13 protein-coding genes and 1 pseudogene are annotated in these 18,003 nt (G+C 67.1%); 10 read left to right on the top strand and 4 right to left on the bottom strand.

The features are described from left to right. Window positions 1-42: 42 nt before the first annotated feature. Complete coding sequence (locus AC1DOP_RS20690; RefSeq protein WP_477253053.1) at window positions 43-1,293, bottom strand: glycosyltransferase; 1,251 nt, start codon at window positions 1,291-1,293, stop codon at window positions 43-45. Window positions 1,294-1,574: 281 nt separating this feature from the next. Here AC1DOP_RS20690 and AC1DOP_RS20685 point away from each other — a divergent pair. Both AC1DOP_RS20685 and AC1DOP_RS20680 read left to right on the top strand, forming a co-directional pair. Next, window positions 1,575-2,123: pseudogene (locus tag AC1DOP_RS20685) on the top strand (ATP-binding cassette domain-containing protein); the annotation flags it as partial. Window positions 2,124-2,350: 227 nt separating this feature from the next. Next, window positions 2,351-3,184, top strand: a complete 834-nt coding sequence (locus tag AC1DOP_RS20680) for an ATP-binding cassette domain-containing protein (RefSeq protein WP_477253051.1) — start codon at window positions 2,351-2,353, stop codon at window positions 3,182-3,184. A gap of 2 nt (window positions 3,185-3,186) precedes the next feature. Here the strand turns inward: AC1DOP_RS20680 and AC1DOP_RS20675 are convergent, their stop codons facing one another. Both AC1DOP_RS20675 and AC1DOP_RS20670 read right to left on the bottom strand, forming a co-directional pair. After that, complete coding sequence (locus tag AC1DOP_RS20675) at window positions 3,187-3,654, bottom strand: cyanophycin metabolism-associated DUF1854 family protein (RefSeq protein ID WP_477253049.1); 468 nt, start codon at window positions 3,652-3,654, stop codon at window positions 3,187-3,189. 2 nt (window positions 3,655-3,656) lie between these two features. Then, window positions 3,657-5,942: a cyanophycin metabolism-associated ABC transporter gene (locus AC1DOP_RS20670; protein ID WP_442123515.1), complete on the bottom strand. Its 2,286-nt coding sequence runs from the start codon at window positions 5,940-5,942 to the stop codon at window positions 3,657-3,659. Between the two features lie 292 nt (window positions 5,943-6,234). On the opposite strand from AC1DOP_RS20670, the gene AC1DOP_RS20665 reads away from it, so the two are divergent. From AC1DOP_RS20665 to AC1DOP_RS20635, 7 genes are all read left to right on the top strand, one after another. Beyond that, window positions 6,235-8,406, top strand: coding sequence for a cyanophycin synthetase (locus AC1DOP_RS20665; protein ID WP_442123514.1), 2,172 nt, complete (start codon window positions 6,235-6,237; stop codon window positions 8,404-8,406). A gap of 14 nt (window positions 8,407-8,420) precedes the next feature. Then, window positions 8,421-10,997: a cyanophycin synthetase gene (cphA, locus tag AC1DOP_RS20660; protein WP_442123513.1), complete on the top strand. Its 2,577-nt coding sequence runs from the start codon at window positions 8,421-8,423 to the stop codon at window positions 10,995-10,997. A 219-nt stretch (window positions 10,998-11,216) separates the two neighbouring features. Continuing rightward, window positions 11,217-11,570, top strand: coding sequence for a hypothetical protein (locus tag AC1DOP_RS20655; RefSeq protein ID WP_442123512.1), 354 nt, complete (start codon window positions 11,217-11,219; stop codon window positions 11,568-11,570). A 78-nt stretch (window positions 11,571-11,648) separates the two neighbouring features. Then, on the top strand, window positions 11,649-11,867 hold the full coding sequence (locus tag AC1DOP_RS20650) for a hypothetical protein (protein ID WP_442123511.1): 219 nt from the start codon (window positions 11,649-11,651) through the stop codon (window positions 11,865-11,867). A 151-nt stretch (window positions 11,868-12,018) separates the two neighbouring features. Continuing rightward, window positions 12,019-12,243 (top strand): hypothetical protein, encoded by a 225-nt coding sequence (locus AC1DOP_RS20645; RefSeq protein WP_442123510.1) that lies wholly within the window; start codon window positions 12,019-12,021, stop codon window positions 12,241-12,243. A gap of 105 nt (window positions 12,244-12,348) precedes the next feature. Continuing rightward, window positions 12,349-15,048: a DNA mismatch repair protein MutS gene (mutS, locus tag AC1DOP_RS20640; protein ID WP_442123509.1), complete on the top strand. Its 2,700-nt coding sequence runs from the start codon at window positions 12,349-12,351 to the stop codon at window positions 15,046-15,048. A gap of 5 nt (window positions 15,049-15,053) precedes the next feature. Further along, a complete protein-coding gene (locus AC1DOP_RS20635) occupies window positions 15,054-16,121 on the top strand; it encodes a hypothetical protein (protein ID WP_442123508.1) in 1,068 nt (355 codons plus the stop codon). Between the two features lie 75 nt (window positions 16,122-16,196). Here the strand turns inward: AC1DOP_RS20635 and AC1DOP_RS20630 are convergent, their stop codons facing one another. After that, window positions 16,197-16,742 carry an FKBP-type peptidyl-prolyl cis-trans isomerase gene (locus AC1DOP_RS20630; RefSeq protein WP_442123507.1) on the bottom strand — a complete coding sequence of 182 codons (546 nt, stop codon included), beginning with the start codon at window positions 16,740-16,742 and terminating at the stop codon, window positions 16,197-16,199. 130 nt (window positions 16,743-16,872) lie between these two features. On the opposite strand from AC1DOP_RS20630, the gene AC1DOP_RS20625 reads away from it, so the two are divergent. Further along, window positions 16,873-17,994: a ribosomal protein uL16 3-hydroxylase gene (locus AC1DOP_RS20625; RefSeq protein ID WP_442123506.1), complete on the top strand. Its 1,122-nt coding sequence runs from the start codon at window positions 16,873-16,875 to the stop codon at window positions 17,992-17,994. Window positions 17,995-18,003 lie beyond the last annotated feature (9 nt).

The raw sequence follows: 18,003 nt of genomic DNA, 5'->3' as shown, positions 1-18,003 counted from the left end.
TCTTGCGTGCTTCCCGGCTCGCTGGCGCGCCGTTGCCCTGGCTCATCGGCTGGCCTGGCCGGCCAATGCTTCCAGGCGCAGGCGCAAGCCCTGCAGCCCATGTCCGAGTGCGAAGCGGCGGCTGATCTTGCGGCAGTGCGGGACCAGCTCCCGATCCCCCAGCAGCTGCTGCAGCGCCCGCGCCAGCCGCACGCCGTTGAGCCGCGGCGCCCTCGCACGAAAGGCCACGCCCAGCGCCGCCACGCGCGCCGCGTTGTCGAACTGGTCGTGCGCCAGCGGCACCACCAGCTGGGGCGTACCGGCGCGCAGGGCTTCGGCCGTGGTGCCGATGCCGCCGTGGTGGACCAGCACCATCGTCCGCGGCAGCAGGCGGCGCAGGGGCACGTAGTCCTGCCACAGGATGGAAGGCGGCAGCTCGGCGGGCAGCTGCTCGCGGTGCGGGGTCAGGAAGATGGCGCGCAGGCCGAGCAGTTCCACCGCCGCGCGCGCATGCTCGAAGTAGGCGCGCGACTGGGTGTTGCCGGTGCCGTGGGTGAAGACGACCGGCGCGCTGCCCTGCCCGTCGTCCAGGAAACATTCGAGTGCGGGCGACAGGGCCGCGTCCGGATGCGGGTCGAACAGGGGAAAGTCGGCGCGGTACAAGGGCTTGGGCCAGTCCGGCTGGGTCGGCGCGAACCATTCCGGAAACAGGGTCACCGACAGGTCCGGCACCGCGAACAGGTGCTCGAGCATGCCGGCCACCTCCGGCATGCCGCGCGCCCGGCGCGCCGCGTTCACCTCGCCCAGCGCCACCGGATCGATGAAACGCGCCGCCAGCCGCCGCAACAGCCAGCGCCGCAGCCCGGGCGGTACCCAGGGCGGCACTGGCCATGGTCCGAACATCAGCGGGTCGTGGACGGTCGGCAGGTTCTGCGGCGCCAGGTAAGCCGCCGCCACTTTCAAACCGGGACGCGCGCCCCGGCACAGGTCGGCCTCCGGCAGCGCCAGCGGATGCGCCAGCAGCACCACCGCTTCGTCATGCGGCAAGGCGTCGACGAAAGGCACGATCCCGGCCATAGCCGGCCGCGTGGCGCGCCAGACCACCCCGAAGCCGCGCGTCGGATGCCAGAGGTCGGGGTCGAGCAGCACAGCCGGGTCGGCGGGCAGGCCGACGAAGTGCAGCCCGGTGCCGCGCACATAGGGTTCATGCTGTTGCGGCGCAAGGAAGCTGATCCGATGGCCCGCATCCCGCAGGACCAGGGCCATCGCCATGAAGGGGAACAGGTCGCCGGCCGAGCCGATGGTGACCACCACGAAATGCGTCCTGCCTGCTGCTGGCGTATCGATACCCGCTCCTCCTGTCCCTTGCGTTGTGCTGGACATACTCTACGCGAAAAGCGGCCAGAGCACGGTTGGCGCAGGATTTCGGCAGTCAGGGTGCGGCGCATGCTGCTAGAATGACTGATCCATATACAAGGGGGATTCCACCGATGCGCCTGTAATGCCCGCTCTCGCGCCCGCCGCGAAAGCACAGAAACCTCATCGCCACGTTCGCAAGGACCTGGTGCGGCTTCGACGCATTACAAGGAGTACTCATGGCCCATCCCTACCACCTGGCCCTGCACGGGGTCGACATCGCCCTCCCCGACGGGCGCATCCTGTTCCAGGACATCCACGACAGCTTCAAAGCCGAGACCGTCGCCCTGATCGGCCCCAACGGCAGCGGCAAGTCCTCGTTCGGCCGCGTCGTCGCCGGACTTGCGCAGCCGGCACGCGGCCGTATCGAGCGCGTCGTCCCCAGCCGTTACGTCGAACAGCAGACCGGCCCCACCTTCGCCGCCACCCTGGCGCAGCTGGCCGGACTCGATGCGCCGCTGGAGGCGCTGCGGCGGCTGGCGGCTGGCGACGCGCGCGATGAGGACTTCGACCTGATCGGCGAACGCTGGGACCTCGAAGCGCGCTGGCAGGCGATGCTGGACCAGGCCGGGCTGGACGAGGCCATGACGCCGCAATCGCTGTCCGGCGGCCAGCGCACCCTGCTGTCCCTGATCGGCGCCTTCTGCAGCGAGGCCGGCCTGCTGGTGCTGGACGAACCCAGCAACCACCTGGACCGCGAACGGCGGCGCTTCCTCATCGACCAGATGCGGGCCTGGCGCGCGGCGGGCCGCGGGCTGCTGCTGGTCAGCCACGACCGCGAACTGCTGGAGCACGCCGAGCGCACCCTGGAAGTGCATGCCTGCGGACTGCGGCGCTATGGCGGCGGCTGGTCGCTGGTCGAGCAGCAGCGCGGCGCCGAACTGGCGGCGGCCGGCGCGCGGCTGGAGCGCGGCTGGAGCGCGCACGGGTCGAACGCAAGACCGCGGAAGCGGCGATGCGGCTCGATGCCGAACGCGCCGCGCGCAGGAACGCCCGCGGCGCGCGCGCAAAGGCGGCCGGCGGCCAGCCGAAGATCGTCCTCAACGCCCTGCCGCAGCGCGCCGAGAAAACGGACGGCGCGCGCGCCGAACGCCATGCGCAGCGCCGCCAGGAGCTGCAGCAGGACCTGCACGAGGCTTTCGAAGCGCTGGACGGCGCCCTGGAGCAGCCCAGCTTTCCGATGCTGGACCTGCAGATTCCGGAGGGCCAGGCCGCGCTGGTGCTGGAAGAACTGGTGGCGTCCTGGGGCCCGCGCCAGCCGCTGGACTGGAGCGCGCACGGCGCGGCCAGGATCGCCATCCGCGGACCGAACGGCTGCGGCAAGTCGACCCTGCTGCGCACCATCGCGGGCGAGATCGCGCCGCTGTCGGGCCGCTGCCGCACCTTATCTTCGGTGCTGCTCGACCAGCACCTGGCCCTGCTCGATCCGGCGCGCAGCCTGCTGGACCAGCTGCGCAGCGCCGCCCCCCGCCACGACGACGGCCGGCTGCGCCAGTACCTGGCCCTGGCCGGCCTCAAGCAGGACCGCGTACTGCGCCCGGCGGACAGCCTGAGCGGCGGGGAAAGGATGCGCGGGGCGCTGCTGTGCGCGGTGCTGCGCGAACCGGCGCCGCGCCTGCTCCTGCTGGACGAGCCGACCAACCACCTCGACCTGCAGGGCATCGAGGCGCTGGAAGCGATGCTGCGGTCGTGGCCGGGAGCGCTGGTGGTGGTGTCGCACGACGAGCGCTTCCTGGCGCGGCTCGATCCGAGCCACCGGATCGACTGGACGCCGGCGGGCTGGCGCTGAGACTACAGGAAGCGGTCGAGGATCTTCCGGCTGCCCCTGTCGATCGCGAACATGTCGCGAATCAGGAAGTGGATGCCGTGGCTGTCCGCGATCAGCAGCGAGTAGGCGCCCAGGCGGCGGATGTCTTCTTCGCCCTTGAGCACGAATTCGGTGTCGCCACGGTCGGTCCTGACGGTCCAGGTGGAGGGCGTGGCGAAGCTGGACACGCCCTTGATCGACTGGATCTCGGGCATGAATTCGCGGCCTTCCAGCTCTTCGGTCACCAGCTTGCGGATCTCGGCCGGCATGGTCTCGAGGTCGTCGATCCAGCCGACTTCCTTGCCGCCTTCGCGCACCAGGGAGATGCCGCGGGTCGGGGCCTGCACCGGGAAGGAACGCACCGGCGCCACGCCGACGAATTCCTCGCCCTCCTTATTCTTCAGCACCAGCTTGCCGAAGGCGTCGCGGCGTAATTCAAAAGCAGTCATCATCATCAATCTTCCTGGCTGGAGTCGTCCGGATCCTGGTCGACGTTGCGCGCCTGCGCCTCGTACAGGCGGTAGTAGGCGCCTTCTTTCGCCATCAGTTCGTCGTGGTTGCCCTCTTCGACCACCACGCCGCGGTCCAGCACCACCAGGCGGTCGGCGCGGTGCAGCGTGGACAGCCGGTGCGCGATCGCGATCGTGGTGCGGCCTTGCACCAGGTTGTCGAGCGCCTTCTGGATCTCTTTTTCGGTTTCCGAGTCCACCGACGAAGTCGCTTCGTCGAGGATCAGGATCGGCGGGTCGATCAGCAGGGCGCGCGCGATCGAGATACGCTGGCGCTCGCCGCCGGACAGGCCCTGGCCGCGTTCGCCGACCATCGAATCGTAGCCCTGCGGCAGGCGCAGGATGAACTCGTGGGCGTGGGCGGCGCGGGCGGCGGCGATGATCTGTTCGCGGGTCGCATCCGGCTTGCCGTAGGCGATGTTCTCGGCGATGGTGCCGAAGAACAGGAAAGGTTCCTGCAGCACCAGGCCGATGTGGCGGCGGTAGTCGGACACGGCGAAGGAGCGCACGTCCTTGCCGTCCAGCAGAATGGCGCCCTCGGCCACGTCGTAGAAGCGGCAGATCAGGTTCACCAGGGTCGACTTGCCGGAACCGGAATGGCCGACCAGGCCGACCATCTCGCCGGCCTTGATCTTCAGCGAGATGCCGCGGTTGACCGCGCGGTTGCCATAGCGGAAGCCGACTTCGCGCAGCTCGATATTGCCGTCGACCTTGTCCAGCTTCACCGGATTGACCGGGTCCGGCACGCTCGACACGTGATCGAGGATGTCGAAGATGCGCTTGGCGGCGGAGGCCGATTTCTGGGTCACCGACACGATGCGGCTCATCGAATCCAGGCGCACGTAGAAGCGGCCGCTGTAGGCGATGAAGGAGGCCAGCGTACCGACGGTGATCTCGCCGCGGCTGATCTGCCAGATGCCGAAGCACCAGATCACGAGCAGGCCCAGTTCGGTCAGCAGCGACACGGTCGGCGAGAACAGCGACCAGACCTTGTTCAATTTGTCGTTGACGGCCAGGTTGTGCTTGTTCGCTTCACGGAAGCGGGAAGCCTCGCGCTTTTCCTGGGCAAAGGCCTTCACCACGCGGATGCCGGGAATGGTGTCGGCCAGCACGTTGGTGACCTCGCCCCAGACGCGGTCGATCTTTTCGAAGCCGGTGCGCAGGCGGTCGCGCACGACGTGGATCATCCAGGCGATGAAGGGCAGCGGCACCAGGGTGATCAGGGCCAGCTTGGCGTTGATCGAGAACAGGATCACGCCCGTCATGATGATCATCAGGACGTCGGACAGGAAGTCCAGCAGGTGTAGCGACAGGAACACGCAGATGCGGTCGGAGCCGCTGCCGATGCGGCTCATCAGGTCGCCAGTTCGCTTGCCGCCAAAAAATTCCAGCGACAGGCGCAGCAGGTGCTCATAGGTTTCCGAGCGCATGTCCGCGCCCATCCGTTCTGACACCAGCGCCAGGATATAAGTACGGCCCCAACCCAGCGCCCAGGCCAGGATGGCGGAGCCGAACAGGCCACCCATGTACATATAGACCAGCGACGTATCGATCTGCTTGCCGTTCTGGTAAGGGATCAGGACGTTGTCCATCAGGGGCATCGTCAGATATGGCGGGATCAAGTGTGCGCCGGTACTCGCCAGCATCAGCAAGAATCCGACCAGGAGCTGGCCTTTGTACGGCATGGCGAAGCGCCACAGGCGGAACAGGGTCCAGGTCGACGGCGGAGTGTGCAGCACCTTGGTGCAGATCGGGCAGTCTTCCTGGTCCGGCTCGAGCGGCGCCTTGCAGCTCGGGCAGGTGTGCTGCTCGGGCGGCTGGACGGCGACGCCGCTCAGATAGCCTTCGACCTGGTCGTGGAACTGGTCCACCAGGCGGATGGCCTGCAGGTTCTGGCCGAGGGTAAAGCGCCAGGACGCCAGCAGGCCGTTGGCGTCGACCAGCTCGATGTGGCCGACGCCGGCGTGGTCGTAATGACGCAGGGCCAGGCCGGCCCGGTAAGGCCAGTCGCGCCAGTGCTTGTCGCCGGGGCTGAGAGTCAGTAGACGTAGGCTGGTAACGACCAGTATCCCTTTGGTGAAACGTAATTTCGCGTCGAGGTCAACCTCAAGGGCGCTTAAAACGTTTTCCCCTGGCGCAAGCTTTTTCTGGACGTCCGCCTGCCAGTGCTCAGGCAGGAAACTGGCGGTGACCGCCAGCGGTGCGGAAGGAACAAGTTGTTGATTCGTCATGTGCTTTTGGAAACAGGGTTTGCGCTGAACTGCGCGGCGACCGCAAGGTCGTCAAGGTCATTGGGATGGAACGCTGAGCATGGCACGCCGGTTGACAGGCGTACGGTATTCTATCGGCGGGGCGTGACTGGCAGAATTCGGTTCAGCGCGGTAAGCTTCGTTCCCGCAAGTATACAACATGTGCACTGCAGCAAATGGGCCTCCCCGGTGGGGCAGACCATGGTGTAATGGCACAAACATAAGGCAACGCCGAGCGGTGAGTGAGCGGTCACTGCGGGGCAAGATATTTTTCATGACAAACAAGAAAGACATTAAGATTCTTCGTGTAACCCACTTGCGTGGCCCGAACATCTGGACCTACCGCCCGGTCATCGAGGCCTGGCTCGACATCGGCGAGCTCGAAGAATGTCCTTCGAACACCCTCCCCGGCTTCAACGAGCGGCTGACCGCCTGGCTGCCGGGGCTGATCGAACATCGCTGCGGCGTCGGCGAACGCGGCGGCTTCCTGGAACGGCTGCGCGACGGCACCTGGGCCGGTCACATCCTCGAACACGTGGTCCTCGAACTGCAGAACCTGGCCGGCATGAAGACCGGCTTCGGCAAGACCCGTTCCACCGTCGACTACGGCATCTACAAGATGGCCTTCCGCACGCGCGACGAAGTGGTCGGCCGCGCCGCCCTCCAGGCCGGCCACAAGCTGCTGATGGCCGCCATCAACGACACCCCCTTCGACATGAAGACCACGGTGGCTGAACTGACCGAACTGGTCGACCGCTACTGCCTCGGCCCCTCGACCGCCAACATCGTCGATGCCGCCACCGAGCGCCGCATCCCCTCGATCCGCCTGACCGAAGGCAACCTGGTACAGCTCGGCCACGGCGCCGCCCAGCGCCGCATCTGGACCGCCGAAACCGACCGCACCAGCGCCATCGGCGAAAGCATCGCCAGCGACAAGGACCTCACCAAGACCCTGCTCGCCTCCTGTGGCGTGCCGGTGCCGGAAGGCAGCGTCGTGCGCAGCGCCGAGCACGCCTGGGGAGAAGCCGAGGACATCGGCCTGCCGGTGGTGGTCAAGCCGGTCGACGGCAACCACGGCCGCGGCGTGACCCTGAACCTGATGAACGAAGCGGACGTGAAAGCCGCCTATGCGATCGCCGCCGAAGCGGGCGACTCCAGCGCCGTGCTGGTCGAGCGCTACGTGCCGGGCAACGAGCACCGCCTGCTGGTGGTCGGCTCGAAGGTCGTGGCCGCCGCCAAGGGCGAATCGCTGTTCGTGACGGGCGACGGCAAGTCGAACGTCATCGCGCTGTGCAACAGCCAGATCAATATCGATCCGCGCCGCGGCGAGAGCGAGGAACACCCGCTCGGCCTGGTCAATCCGAATGACGACGAAATCAAGCTCGACCTGCAGCGCCAGGGCCTGAGCCCGGAATCCGTCCCGCCAGCCGGCCAGAAAGTGCTGATCCAGCCGAACGGCAACGTCGCCGACGACGTCACCGACGAGGTGCACCCGGACGTGGCCTATGTGGCGGCGCTGGCCGCGCGCGTGGTCGGTCTCGACATCGCCGGCATCGACCTGGTATGCGAAGACATTTCGCGCCCGCTCGAAGAGCAGCGCGGCGCCATCATCGAAGTCAATTCCAGCCCCGGCCTGCTGGCCCACATCAAGCCGGCCACCGGCCAGCCGCGCGAAGTCGGCAAGGCCATCGTCGAGCACCTGTTCGCGGACGCCGGCTGCGTGGACGGCGAGTGCGGCCGCATCCCCGTGGTGGGCGTGACCGGCAGCGCCGACGCCAGCCTGGTCGCCAACCTGGTCGGCATGGTGCTGTTCCAGTCCGGGAAGCACGTGGGCGTGGCCAATCGCAATGGCCTGTTCCTCGACCAGCGCCGCGTCAGCGCGGCCGACTCCACCCGCTTCGACGCCGCCCAGCGCCTCCTCATCAACCGCAACGTGCAGGCCGCCGTGTTCGAATCGAACGCGCGCGCGATCCTGTCCGAGGGCCTGCCCTACGACCGCTGCCTGGTGGGCGTGGTGACCGACCTGGGCCGGGTGGCGGAGGTGGAAGACCTGTATGTGCGCGACGACGACGCCCTGTTCAACGTGGTGCGCAGCCAGGTCGACGTCGTGCTGTCCGAGGGCGCGGCCGTGCTGAACGCCGCCGATCCGCAGGTCGTGCAACTGGCCGGACTGTCCGACGGCGCCGTGATCTTCTATGCAGTGGACGAAAACAACGACGTCATCAAGCGGCACCGCGCCGGCGGCGGACGCGTCGCCTTCCTGCGCGACCAGCACATCGTGCTGGCCCAGGGCAGCGAGGACGCACCGCTGCTCGGCCTGTCCAAGCTGAAGCCGGCCACGGCGAGCCAGCCGGAAGCCGTGCTGGCCGCCGCCGCCGCAAGCTGGGCGCTGGATGTGCCGACCGACCTGATCTGCGCCGGTCTGCGCAGCTTCGAGAACAAATAAAGGATTCGAGTTTTATGGAAGTATCACGCGTCCGGGCCCTGCGCGGCCCCAACCTCTGGAGCCATCACACGTCGGTCGAGGCGATCGTCTCCTGCACGGCGGACGAAGAATCGATCAGCGCCCTGCCCGGCTTCGAAGCGCGCCTGCGCGCCCTGTTCCCACAGATCTGGCCGCTGCAGCCGACCGGGCATGACGACACCATCCCGCTGGCCCAGGTGCTGGAAGTGGCGGCCCTGGCCCTGCAGGCCCAGGCCGGCTGCCCGGTCACCTTCAGCCGCACCACCGCCACCGTCGAGCGCGGCATCTACCAGGTCGTGGTCGAGTACAGCGAAGAAGACGTCGGCCGCCTGGCGCTCACGCTCGCCGGGCAGCTGATCCAGGCTGCGCGCGACGACCGCTCCTTCGACCTCGACGGCGCCCTCCACCAGCTGCGCGAACTCGACGAAGACGTGCGCCTCGGCCCCTCGACCGGCTCGATCGTGAACGCCGCCGTCGCCCGCGGCATCCCCTTCCGCCGCCTGACCGAAGGCAGCCTGGTGCAGTTCGGCTGGGGCAGCCGCCAGCGCCGCATCCAGGCCGCCGAGATCGACGCCACCGGCGCCATCGCCGAGACCATCGCCCAGGACAAGGAACTGACCAAGAAGCTGCTCGACGCCGCCGGCGTGCCGGTGCCGCTGGGCCGCGTCGTGGTGGATCCCGATGACGCCTGGGCCGCCGCCCAGGAGATCGGCCTGCCGGTCGTGATCAAGCCGAAGGACGGCAACCAGGGCAAGGGCGTGACCGTCAACGTCAACACACGCGAACAGCTCACCGCCGGCTTCCATGCGGCGTCCGAATTCCGCGACGACATCCTGGTCGAAAAATACCTGCCGGGCCACGACTACCGCCTGCTCGTGATCGGCAACAAGCTGATCGCAGCGGCCCGCCGCGACCCGCCGCACGTGGTCGGCGACGGCGTGCACACGGTGCGCCAGCTGGTCGACACCGTCAACCTCGATCCGCGCCGCGGCAGCGGCCATGCTACCTCCCTGACCAAGATCCGCTTCGACGACATCGCCCTGGCCAGCCTGGCCAAGCAGGGCTATGACGCCGAATCCGTGCCGCCGAAAGGCCAGCGCGTCACCCTGCGCAACAACGCCAACCTGTCGACCGGCGGCTCGGCCACCGACGTCACCGACGACGTGCATCCGGAAGTGGCCGCGCGCGCCATCGCCGCCGCCCACATGGTCGGCCTCGACATCTGCGGCGTCGACCTGGTGTGCGACAGCGTGCTGAAACCCATCGAAGACCAGGGCGGCGGCATCGTCGAAGTCAACGCCGCGCCCGGCCTGCGCATGCACATCTCGCCGTCCTTCGGCAAGGGCCGCGCGGTCGGCGAAGCCATCATGGACACGCTGTACGCGCCCGGCGACGACGGCCGCATCCCGGTGGTGGCCGTGACCGGCACCAACGGCAAGACCACCACCGTGCGCCTGATCGCCCACCTGCTCGGCGCCTCCGGCCTGCGCACCGGCATGACCAACACCGACGGCGTGTACATCCAGGGCCGCCGCATCGACAGCGGCGACTGCAGCGGTCCGCGCAGCGCCCGCAACGTGCTGCTGCACCCGGACGTCGACGCCGCCGTGTTCGAGACCGCGCGCGGCGGCATGCTGCGCGAAGGCCTGGCCTTCGACCGCTGCCAGGTGGCGGTGGTGACGAACATCGGCGCCGGCGACCACCTCGGCCTGAACTACATCACCACCCTGGAAGACCTCGCCGTACTCAAGCGCGTGATCGTGCAGAACGTGGCGCCGGGCGGCATGGCCGTTCTGAACGCGGCCGACCCGATCGTCGCCGCGATGGCCGAGAACACCCGCGGCGACGTCACCTACTTCGCGATGGACTGCTCGCTGCCGTTGATGCAGAAGCACCGCGCCCAGGGCCGCCGCATCGTCTACGTCGACGAGGGCCATCTGGTGGCGGCGCAGGGCAAGGCCGAAGAACGGATCCCGCTGTCCGAGGTGCCCATCACCCGCGGCGGCGTGATCGGCTTCCAGGTCGAGAACGTGATGGCCTCGGTGGCCGCGGCCTGGGCCGTCGGCATCGATTGGAACGTCACCCGCACCGGCCTGAAGACCTTCGTCGGCGAGAGCGACAACGCGCCGGGCCGCTTCAATGTGTTCGACTACAAGGGCGCGACCGTGATCGCCGACTACGGCCACAACCCGGACGCGATCCAGGCCCTGAGCAACGCCGTCGAAGCCATGCCGGCCAAGCGCCGCTCGGTGGTGATCAGCGGCGCCGGCGACCGCCGCGACGAAGACATCCGCGACCAGACCCGCATTCTGGGCCGCGCCTTCGACGACGTGCTGCTCTACGAAGACCAGTGCCAGCGCGGCCGTTCCGAAGGCGAAGTCGTGGCCCTGCTGCGCGAAGGCCTGCGGGAAGCGCCCCGCACCAGCCGCATCGAAGAGATCAGGGGCGAATTCGTCGCCATCGACCGCGCACTCGAGCTGCTGCAGCCGGGCGACCTGTCGCTGATCCTGATCGACCAGGTGGACGAGGCGCTGGCGCATATCGGCAAGCGGGTGGCGGAAGCGAAAGTCTGAACCCGACCGATGTTGGTTGAACGATGGGCGCTTCGGCGCCCATTTTCGTTTGCGTAAGCACGTCGTCCCCGCGCCTCACCTCGTCGTCCCCGCGAAGACGGGGACCCAAGTTTGCTCGCACACCACCCGTCCCACACGATTCAGTTGGCAATCGCACCAGCCGCAAACGCGTCATGCCTTACCATTGACCGATCACGATACCGGCAAGGCAGTGAGATCATGACCATTGACAAGCAAGCAAGCGAAGAAGCCCCGGAACTCCCCTTCCGCTCCCTGCTCTACCGCTTCCTCTTCTTCGACTGGCTGTTCCGCGACGTCAGCGCCGCGCGCACCCGCATCGAACGCCACGCCGCCTTCCAGCACAACCGCCGGATGAGCCGCTACCTGCCGGTCTACCTGCGCCGCTGGTCCTTCCTGACGGCCTTCGACTTCGCCCTCGGCCTGCTGTTCGAGAAAGTGCTGCAGGCAGGGCTGCTGTCCGCCTGGTTCTTCACCTGGAGCTGCGTGACCCTGGCCGGCATGGTGGTGATCACGGTGGCCTGGCTCATCCTGACCAACGTCCGCCTGTCGTAGATTTCTTGACGATAACTAATTTTTCCTATGCGCAAATGCGCGAAGATGCCTCTAGCGACAACTACCATGGAGGCAAACATGATCCCCAGAATGTATCCGGGCAAACGCAGCTTCGAGCGCCGCATCGACGAGCGCACCGCCAAGGACATCGGCGACGCCCTGCGCGCGGACAGCGTCCAGGCAGCGGCGATGGCAATGGAACATCTGCAAGTCGACGTACAGGTGGCGCTGCGGGTGCTGGCCGGCACCAACGACGACCGCGGCGGCAAGCGGCGCGAGAACGGCCCCGGCACCTGAATCGTCAAGCTTCCCCTCTTTATTTTTCGAAGTCCTGCGCCGGCATTTGCCGGGCAGGACTTCGTTGCTTGAAGCCCCGTCTTTCGTTGACGTCCGCTAAGTTGCCAACTCAACAAGGCGCGATGATGAAACTTCAACAACGGAGGCAGATATGAGCTACCAATGGATCGACGATCACGGCCGCTCGCGTATTCCGCGCAGCGACACCCTGGGCGAACGCCGCACCGACCTCGTCACGGCGGAAAAGATCCGCGACGCGCTGCGAGCGCGCAGCGTCCACGCGGCGGCGCAGGCGCTGGAGCATCAGCATATCGATCTGGCGACGGCGCTGCGGGTGCTGGCCAAGCCCGAGTGGCGGCGGCAATGCGGGCAGTGAATCCGCCCCGACTGTTGCCAAACAATCTCCTTGGCTCTCCCCGCCCAGCCCTAACGCGGTAAAATGGCGCGCCCGGCCACCTGCCGGGCTTCAAATTGCCAAGCCATGAACGTCCCACACGAAATCAATGCCGCCGCGGCCAAGGCTCTTGCCACCGCCGAAAAACACACGCCGATGATGCAACAGTACCTCCGGATCAAGGGAGAGTACCCGACCATGCTGGTCTTCTACCGCATGGGCGACTTCTACGAGCTGTTCTTCGAGGACGCCGAGAAGGCCGCGCGCATCCTGGGCATCACGCTGACGGCACGCGGCAACTCGAACGGCAATCCGATCAAGATGGCGGGCGTGCCCTTCCACTCGCTCGACCCCTACCTGGCCAAGCTGGTCAAGCTGGGCGAGTCCTGCGCGATCTGCGAACAGATCGGCGATCCGGCCCTGTCCAAAGGGCCGGTCGAGCGCAAGGTGGTGCGCGTGGTCACGCCGGGCACCCTGACCGATTCGGACCTGCTGCCGGAGAAGGCCGAGCGTCCGCTGCTGGCCGTGTGCACGGTCCCGAACCGCAAGCAGGTGACCACCGGCCTGGCCTGGCTGTCGCTGGCCAGCGGCGCATTGAAGCTGATGGAGTTCACGGCGGATTCGAAGACCGCCGCCCTGCGCCTGGTGCAGGAACTGGAACGGATCGCACCGGCCGAAGTGCTGCGCGCGGACGCCAACGGCGGCGACATGTTCGAAGAGACCAGCATCGGCCACAACCAGCGCGTGCCCGAGTGGCATTTCGAAGTGGTGCACGGCCACAAGGCCCTGCTCGACCAGCTCGGCGTGTCGACCCTGAGCGGCTTCGGCGCGGACGGCCTCGGCGCCGCCTTCGGTGCGGCCGGCGCGCTGCTGCGCTACGCCCAGTCGACGCAGGGACGCGGCCTGCAGCACGTGAAGAGCCTGGCCGTCGAATCCGAGAGCGAATTCATCGGCCTCGATGCCGCCACCCGCCGCAACCTGGAACTGACCGAGACCATCCGCGGTACCGAAGCACCTACCCTGTTTTCGCTGCTGGACGGCTGCCGCACCGCGATGGGTTCGCGCCTGCTGCGCCACTGGCTGCACCATGCGAAGCGCGACCAGTCGGTGGCGCGCGGCCGCCACGAGGCGATCGCCGCGCTGGCCGAACACGATGCCATGGCCACCCTCTCGGGCACGCTGGCCCATGTGCCGGACGTCGAGCGCATCACCACCCGCATCGCCCTGCTGACCGTGCGCCCGCGCGACCTGGCCGCCCTGCGCGACGGCCTGAAACAGCTGCCGGTGCTGCGCGAGCAGGTGGCGCGCTGCTTCATCCCGGGCGACGCCAAGCTGCTGCGCGACATTCATGAAGCCATCGCGATCCCCGAGGATTGCCTGGACCTGCTGGCCCGCGCCATCGCCGAGGAACCGGCCGCCATGGTGCGCGACGGCGGCGTGTTCGCACGCGGCTTCGACGCCGAACTGGACGAGCTGCGCGCGCTGTCCGAGAACGCCGGTCAGTTCCTGGTCGATCTCGAGACCCGCGAACGCGCCCGCACCGGCATCGCCAACCTGCGCGTCGAGTACAACAAGGTGCATGGCTTCTACATCGAAGTCACCAACGGCCAGGCCGACAAGGTGCCCGAGGACTATCGCCGCCGCCAGACCCTCAAGAACTGCGAGCGCTACATCACGCCGGAACTGAAGGCCTTCGAAGACAAGGCCTTGTCTGCCCAGGACCGCGCCCTCTCGCGCGAGAAGCTGCTGTACGACCAGCTGCTCGGCGACCTGGCCCCGCACATCGTCTGCCTGCAGAAGGTCGCCGGCGGCATCGCCCAGGTCGACGCGCTTGTGGCGCTGGCTTCGCATGCGACGCGCAACAACTGGTGCCGTCCGCAGTTGGTGGATGCCCCTTGCCTGACCATCGTCGAGGGCCGCCATCCGGTGGTCGAGAACCAGATCGAGCGCTTCATCGCCAACGATTGCGCCCTGTCGAACGACAAGCGCCTGCTCCTGATTACCGGTCCGAACATGGGCGGTAAATCGACCTTCATGCGCCAGGTCGCCCTGATCACGCTGCTGGCCTACGTGGGCAGCTATGTTCCCGCGACCCTTGCTACCATCGGCCCGATCGACCGCATCTTCACCCGCATCGGCGCCTCCGACGACCTGGCCAACGGTCGCTCCACCTTCATGGTCGAGATGACGGAATCGGCGGCGATCCTGAACGGCGCCACCGAGCATTCGCTGGTGCTGATGGACGAAGTGGGCCGCGGCACCTCGACCTTCGACGGCCTGGCCCTGGCCTGGGCGATCGCGCGCCACCTGATCGACAGCAGCCGCAGCTTCACGCTGTTCGCGACCCACTATTTCGAGCTGACCCAGCTGCCGGAAGCCCATCCGAGCGCGGCCAACGTGCACCTGTCGGCGGTCGAGCACAAGGACAGCATCGTGTTCCTGCACGCGGTCCAGGACGGCCCGGCTTCGCAGAGCTACGGCCTGCAGGTGGCGCAACTGGCCGGCGTGCCGCCCGCGGTGATCCGCGCCGCGCGCAAGCACCTGGCGCGGCTGGAATCGCAGGCGCTGGACGCCACGCCCCAGCTCGACCTGTTCGCCGCACCGCCCTGCGACGATGCCGATGCCGAACCGGCGCCCACCACCGCGGCGCAAGCCATGGCAGCGGCGGCGCCGGCAGCCGAGGAGTCGCCCGCCCTGCTGCTGCTCGACACCATCGATCCGGATGCCCTGACCCCGCGCGAAGCGCTCGAGCGCCTGTACGAGCTCAAGCGCCTGGCCAGCGCATAATGCGCTTGACCGGTCCACGCGCGCGCCGGCGCATCGGCATCCTGCTGACCGCCTTGCTGGTCTCGGCCGGCGCGCTGGCGGCCAAGGATACGAAAGGCGCGAAAGCCACGAAGGAAGCCGACGAGGCGCACACCTTCGCGGTGATCGGCCACAGCTTCGCCGACGGCTTCGAAGGACGCCTGAAGCAGGCCCTGGACCAGAGCGACGACCAGTCGAGCGCCTTCATGGTGGTCACCGGCATCAAGGGCGTCAAGGAAGCCTGCAGCGACAAGGTCTACCAGCAGCGGCGCGAGCTGATCGGCGATGCGCGCCGGCCCGCCATCGTGGTGCCGGCCGCCAGCGACTGGACCGAGTGCCGCAACAGCGCCGGCCGCTCGAATGCGATCGAGCGCCTGAACCGCATGCGCGAACTGTTCTACGGCGAGCCGAAATCGCTGGGCGCGCGCAAGCTGCCGCTCACGCGCCAGTCGATGAGCCCGCGTTTTCGCAGCTATGCGGAGAATGCCCACTGGTCGGTCGGCAAGGTGCTGTACGCCACCCTCAACCTCCCGGCCAACAACAATCACTACCTGACGGAAGCGGGCCGCAACAGCGAATACGAAGACCGGCTGGTGGCCAACCGCTTCTGGCTGAACCGCCTGTTCACCATCGCCCGGCGCGACAAGGCGGAAGCCATCGTGCTGTTCAGCGAAGGCGACCTGAAGGCGCTGTCGCAGCCGACCGGCCTGCGCGCCCTGCTGCGCCGCGCGGTGCCGGACAACGACGGCTTTGCCGAGACGCGCCGCCAGGTGCTGGCGCTGGCGCAGAAATTCCCGGGCAAGGTGCTGCTGGTCGACGGCGCGCCGCTGGCCAAAGGGGCGAAGCCGGCGATCGAATGGCGCGGCAACCTGGGCCATCTATCGGTCGGGCATGACGAAATCGACGTCGCGGTGGATCCGGGGGCCAGGACCCTGTTCAAGGTGAGCGAGCTGGAAGATACCGGCGCGAAGGCCAGGCCGGAAAAGCAGGACAAACAGGACGACGGGCGTCATCCCAAGGCGGTCAAGGAAGCAGGCAAGGACAGCGCCAAATAAGTGCTCAATCGAGCAGAAAAAAGTGCGCAAATGAGCACGGACCGCGCGTTGCGGTCCGTTGCCGGGCCAGGCCGATCAGTTCAGTGGCTGGCTGCGGAAGTGGTCGCCTTCCTCGCCGTCGTCCATGTCGTCGTCATGGCCGTGGTGGTGGCCGTGAGCGCCGTGCACGTGACCGTGGGCGATTTCTTCCGCCGTGGCGGCGCGCACGTCGATGACCGACAGGTCGAAGCGCAGGGCCATGCCGGCCAGCGGGTGATTACCGTCGAGCACGACCTTGTCGTCCGCGATTTCGGTGACGGTGAAGATGGTCGGTTCGTCTTCGCCGCCCTCGGCAACGCCTTCGAACTGCATGCCGACTTCGAGCGGCTCCGGCAGGCGCGAACGCTCTTCGACTTTCAGCAGGGTCGGGTCGTAGTCGCCGAAGGCGTCTTCCGGCTCGATCTGGATGGTCGACGAGTAGCCCACTTCCTTGCCGTCCAGTTCCTCTTCGATCTTCGGCAGCGTGTTCTCGTAGCCGCCGTGCAGGTACACCATCGGCTGGGCGCCATCTTCGATCAGGTTGTTCTGGGCGTCGGACAGCTTGTAGTTGACCGATACTACCGTGTTCTGGGCAATCTTCATTGCGCTTCCTTTCGTGGATAAGGCTCGGATTATAACCCCGCTAACGCGGAAGCCTCGCAAACCTGCCGCGCGTTGCACTGTCGGCCTGCGATGCTCGCCGAAGCCTTCCGAGCACTGGTTATAATGTCGCATGAAAAAATTACAGCTCCTCGGGAACATTACTCCCGCCCAGTTTCTTCGTGATTACTGGCACAAGAAGCCGCTGCTGATCCGTCAGGCCATCCCCGGTTTCAAACCCCTGCTCAAATTCGACAAGCTGGCCGAACTGGCCAAGCTCAACCACGTCGAATCGCGCCTCGTCACCCAGACCGGCAAGCAATGGGACATGCAGCACGGCCCGCTCCAGGAACTGCCGCCGCGCAGCGAGCGCGAGTGGACCATGCTGGTCCAGGGCGTCAACCTGCACGATCCGAAAGCCGACGAACTCCTGCGCGAATTCCGCTTCGTACCGGACGCGCGCCTGGACGACCTGATGGTCAGCTTCGCCACCGACGGCGGCGGTGTCGGTCCCCACTTCGATTCCTACGACGTGTTCCTGCTGCAGGCCCAGGGCCGGCGCCGCTGGCGCATCGGCGCCCAGCAGGACCTGAGCCTGGTCGAGGGCCTGCCACTGAAGATCCTCGCCAACTTCGAACCGGAAGAGGAATTCGTGCTCGAGCCGGGCGACATGCTCTACCTGCCGCCCCACTACGCCCATGACGGCGTGGCCGAGGGCGAATGCATGACCTATTCGATCGGCTTCCGCTCCCCGTCCTTCCAGGAACTGGGCGAAGCCTTCCTGCAGTTCATGGCCGATTCGATCGACCTGCCGGGCCGCTACGCCGACCCGGAACTGCAGCCGGCCAGGAATCCGGCCGAGATCCCGAAGGACATGCTGAGCAGCATCACCGAAGAACTGAACAAGGTGCGCTGGGACGAGGAAGACGTCACCATCTTCCTGGGTGAATACCTGTCCGAACCCAAACACAATGTGTTCTTCACGCCGGTCGCCAAACCGCTGACCGTGGGCCGCTTCATGGAACAGGCCGCCAAGCGCGGGCTGAAGCTGTCGGCCAAGACCCTGATGCTCTACCGCGGCAAGCACGTGTTCATCAACGGCGAATCGTTTGCCGTTGGCCGTGCGGACAAAGCCGTGCTCGACGTGCTGGCAAACCAGCGCGGCCTTGACGGCGCGATGCTGGACCAGGCCTCCGATGACGTGCTGGAAGCGCTCCACACCTGGTATTCGGACGGCTGGCTGGAACTGGGTTGAAGGCGTAGA

It is taken from the genome of Massilia sp. 01N410 (assembly GCF_056399665.1).
This window is presented reverse-complemented; position numbering and strand designations above follow the sequence as displayed.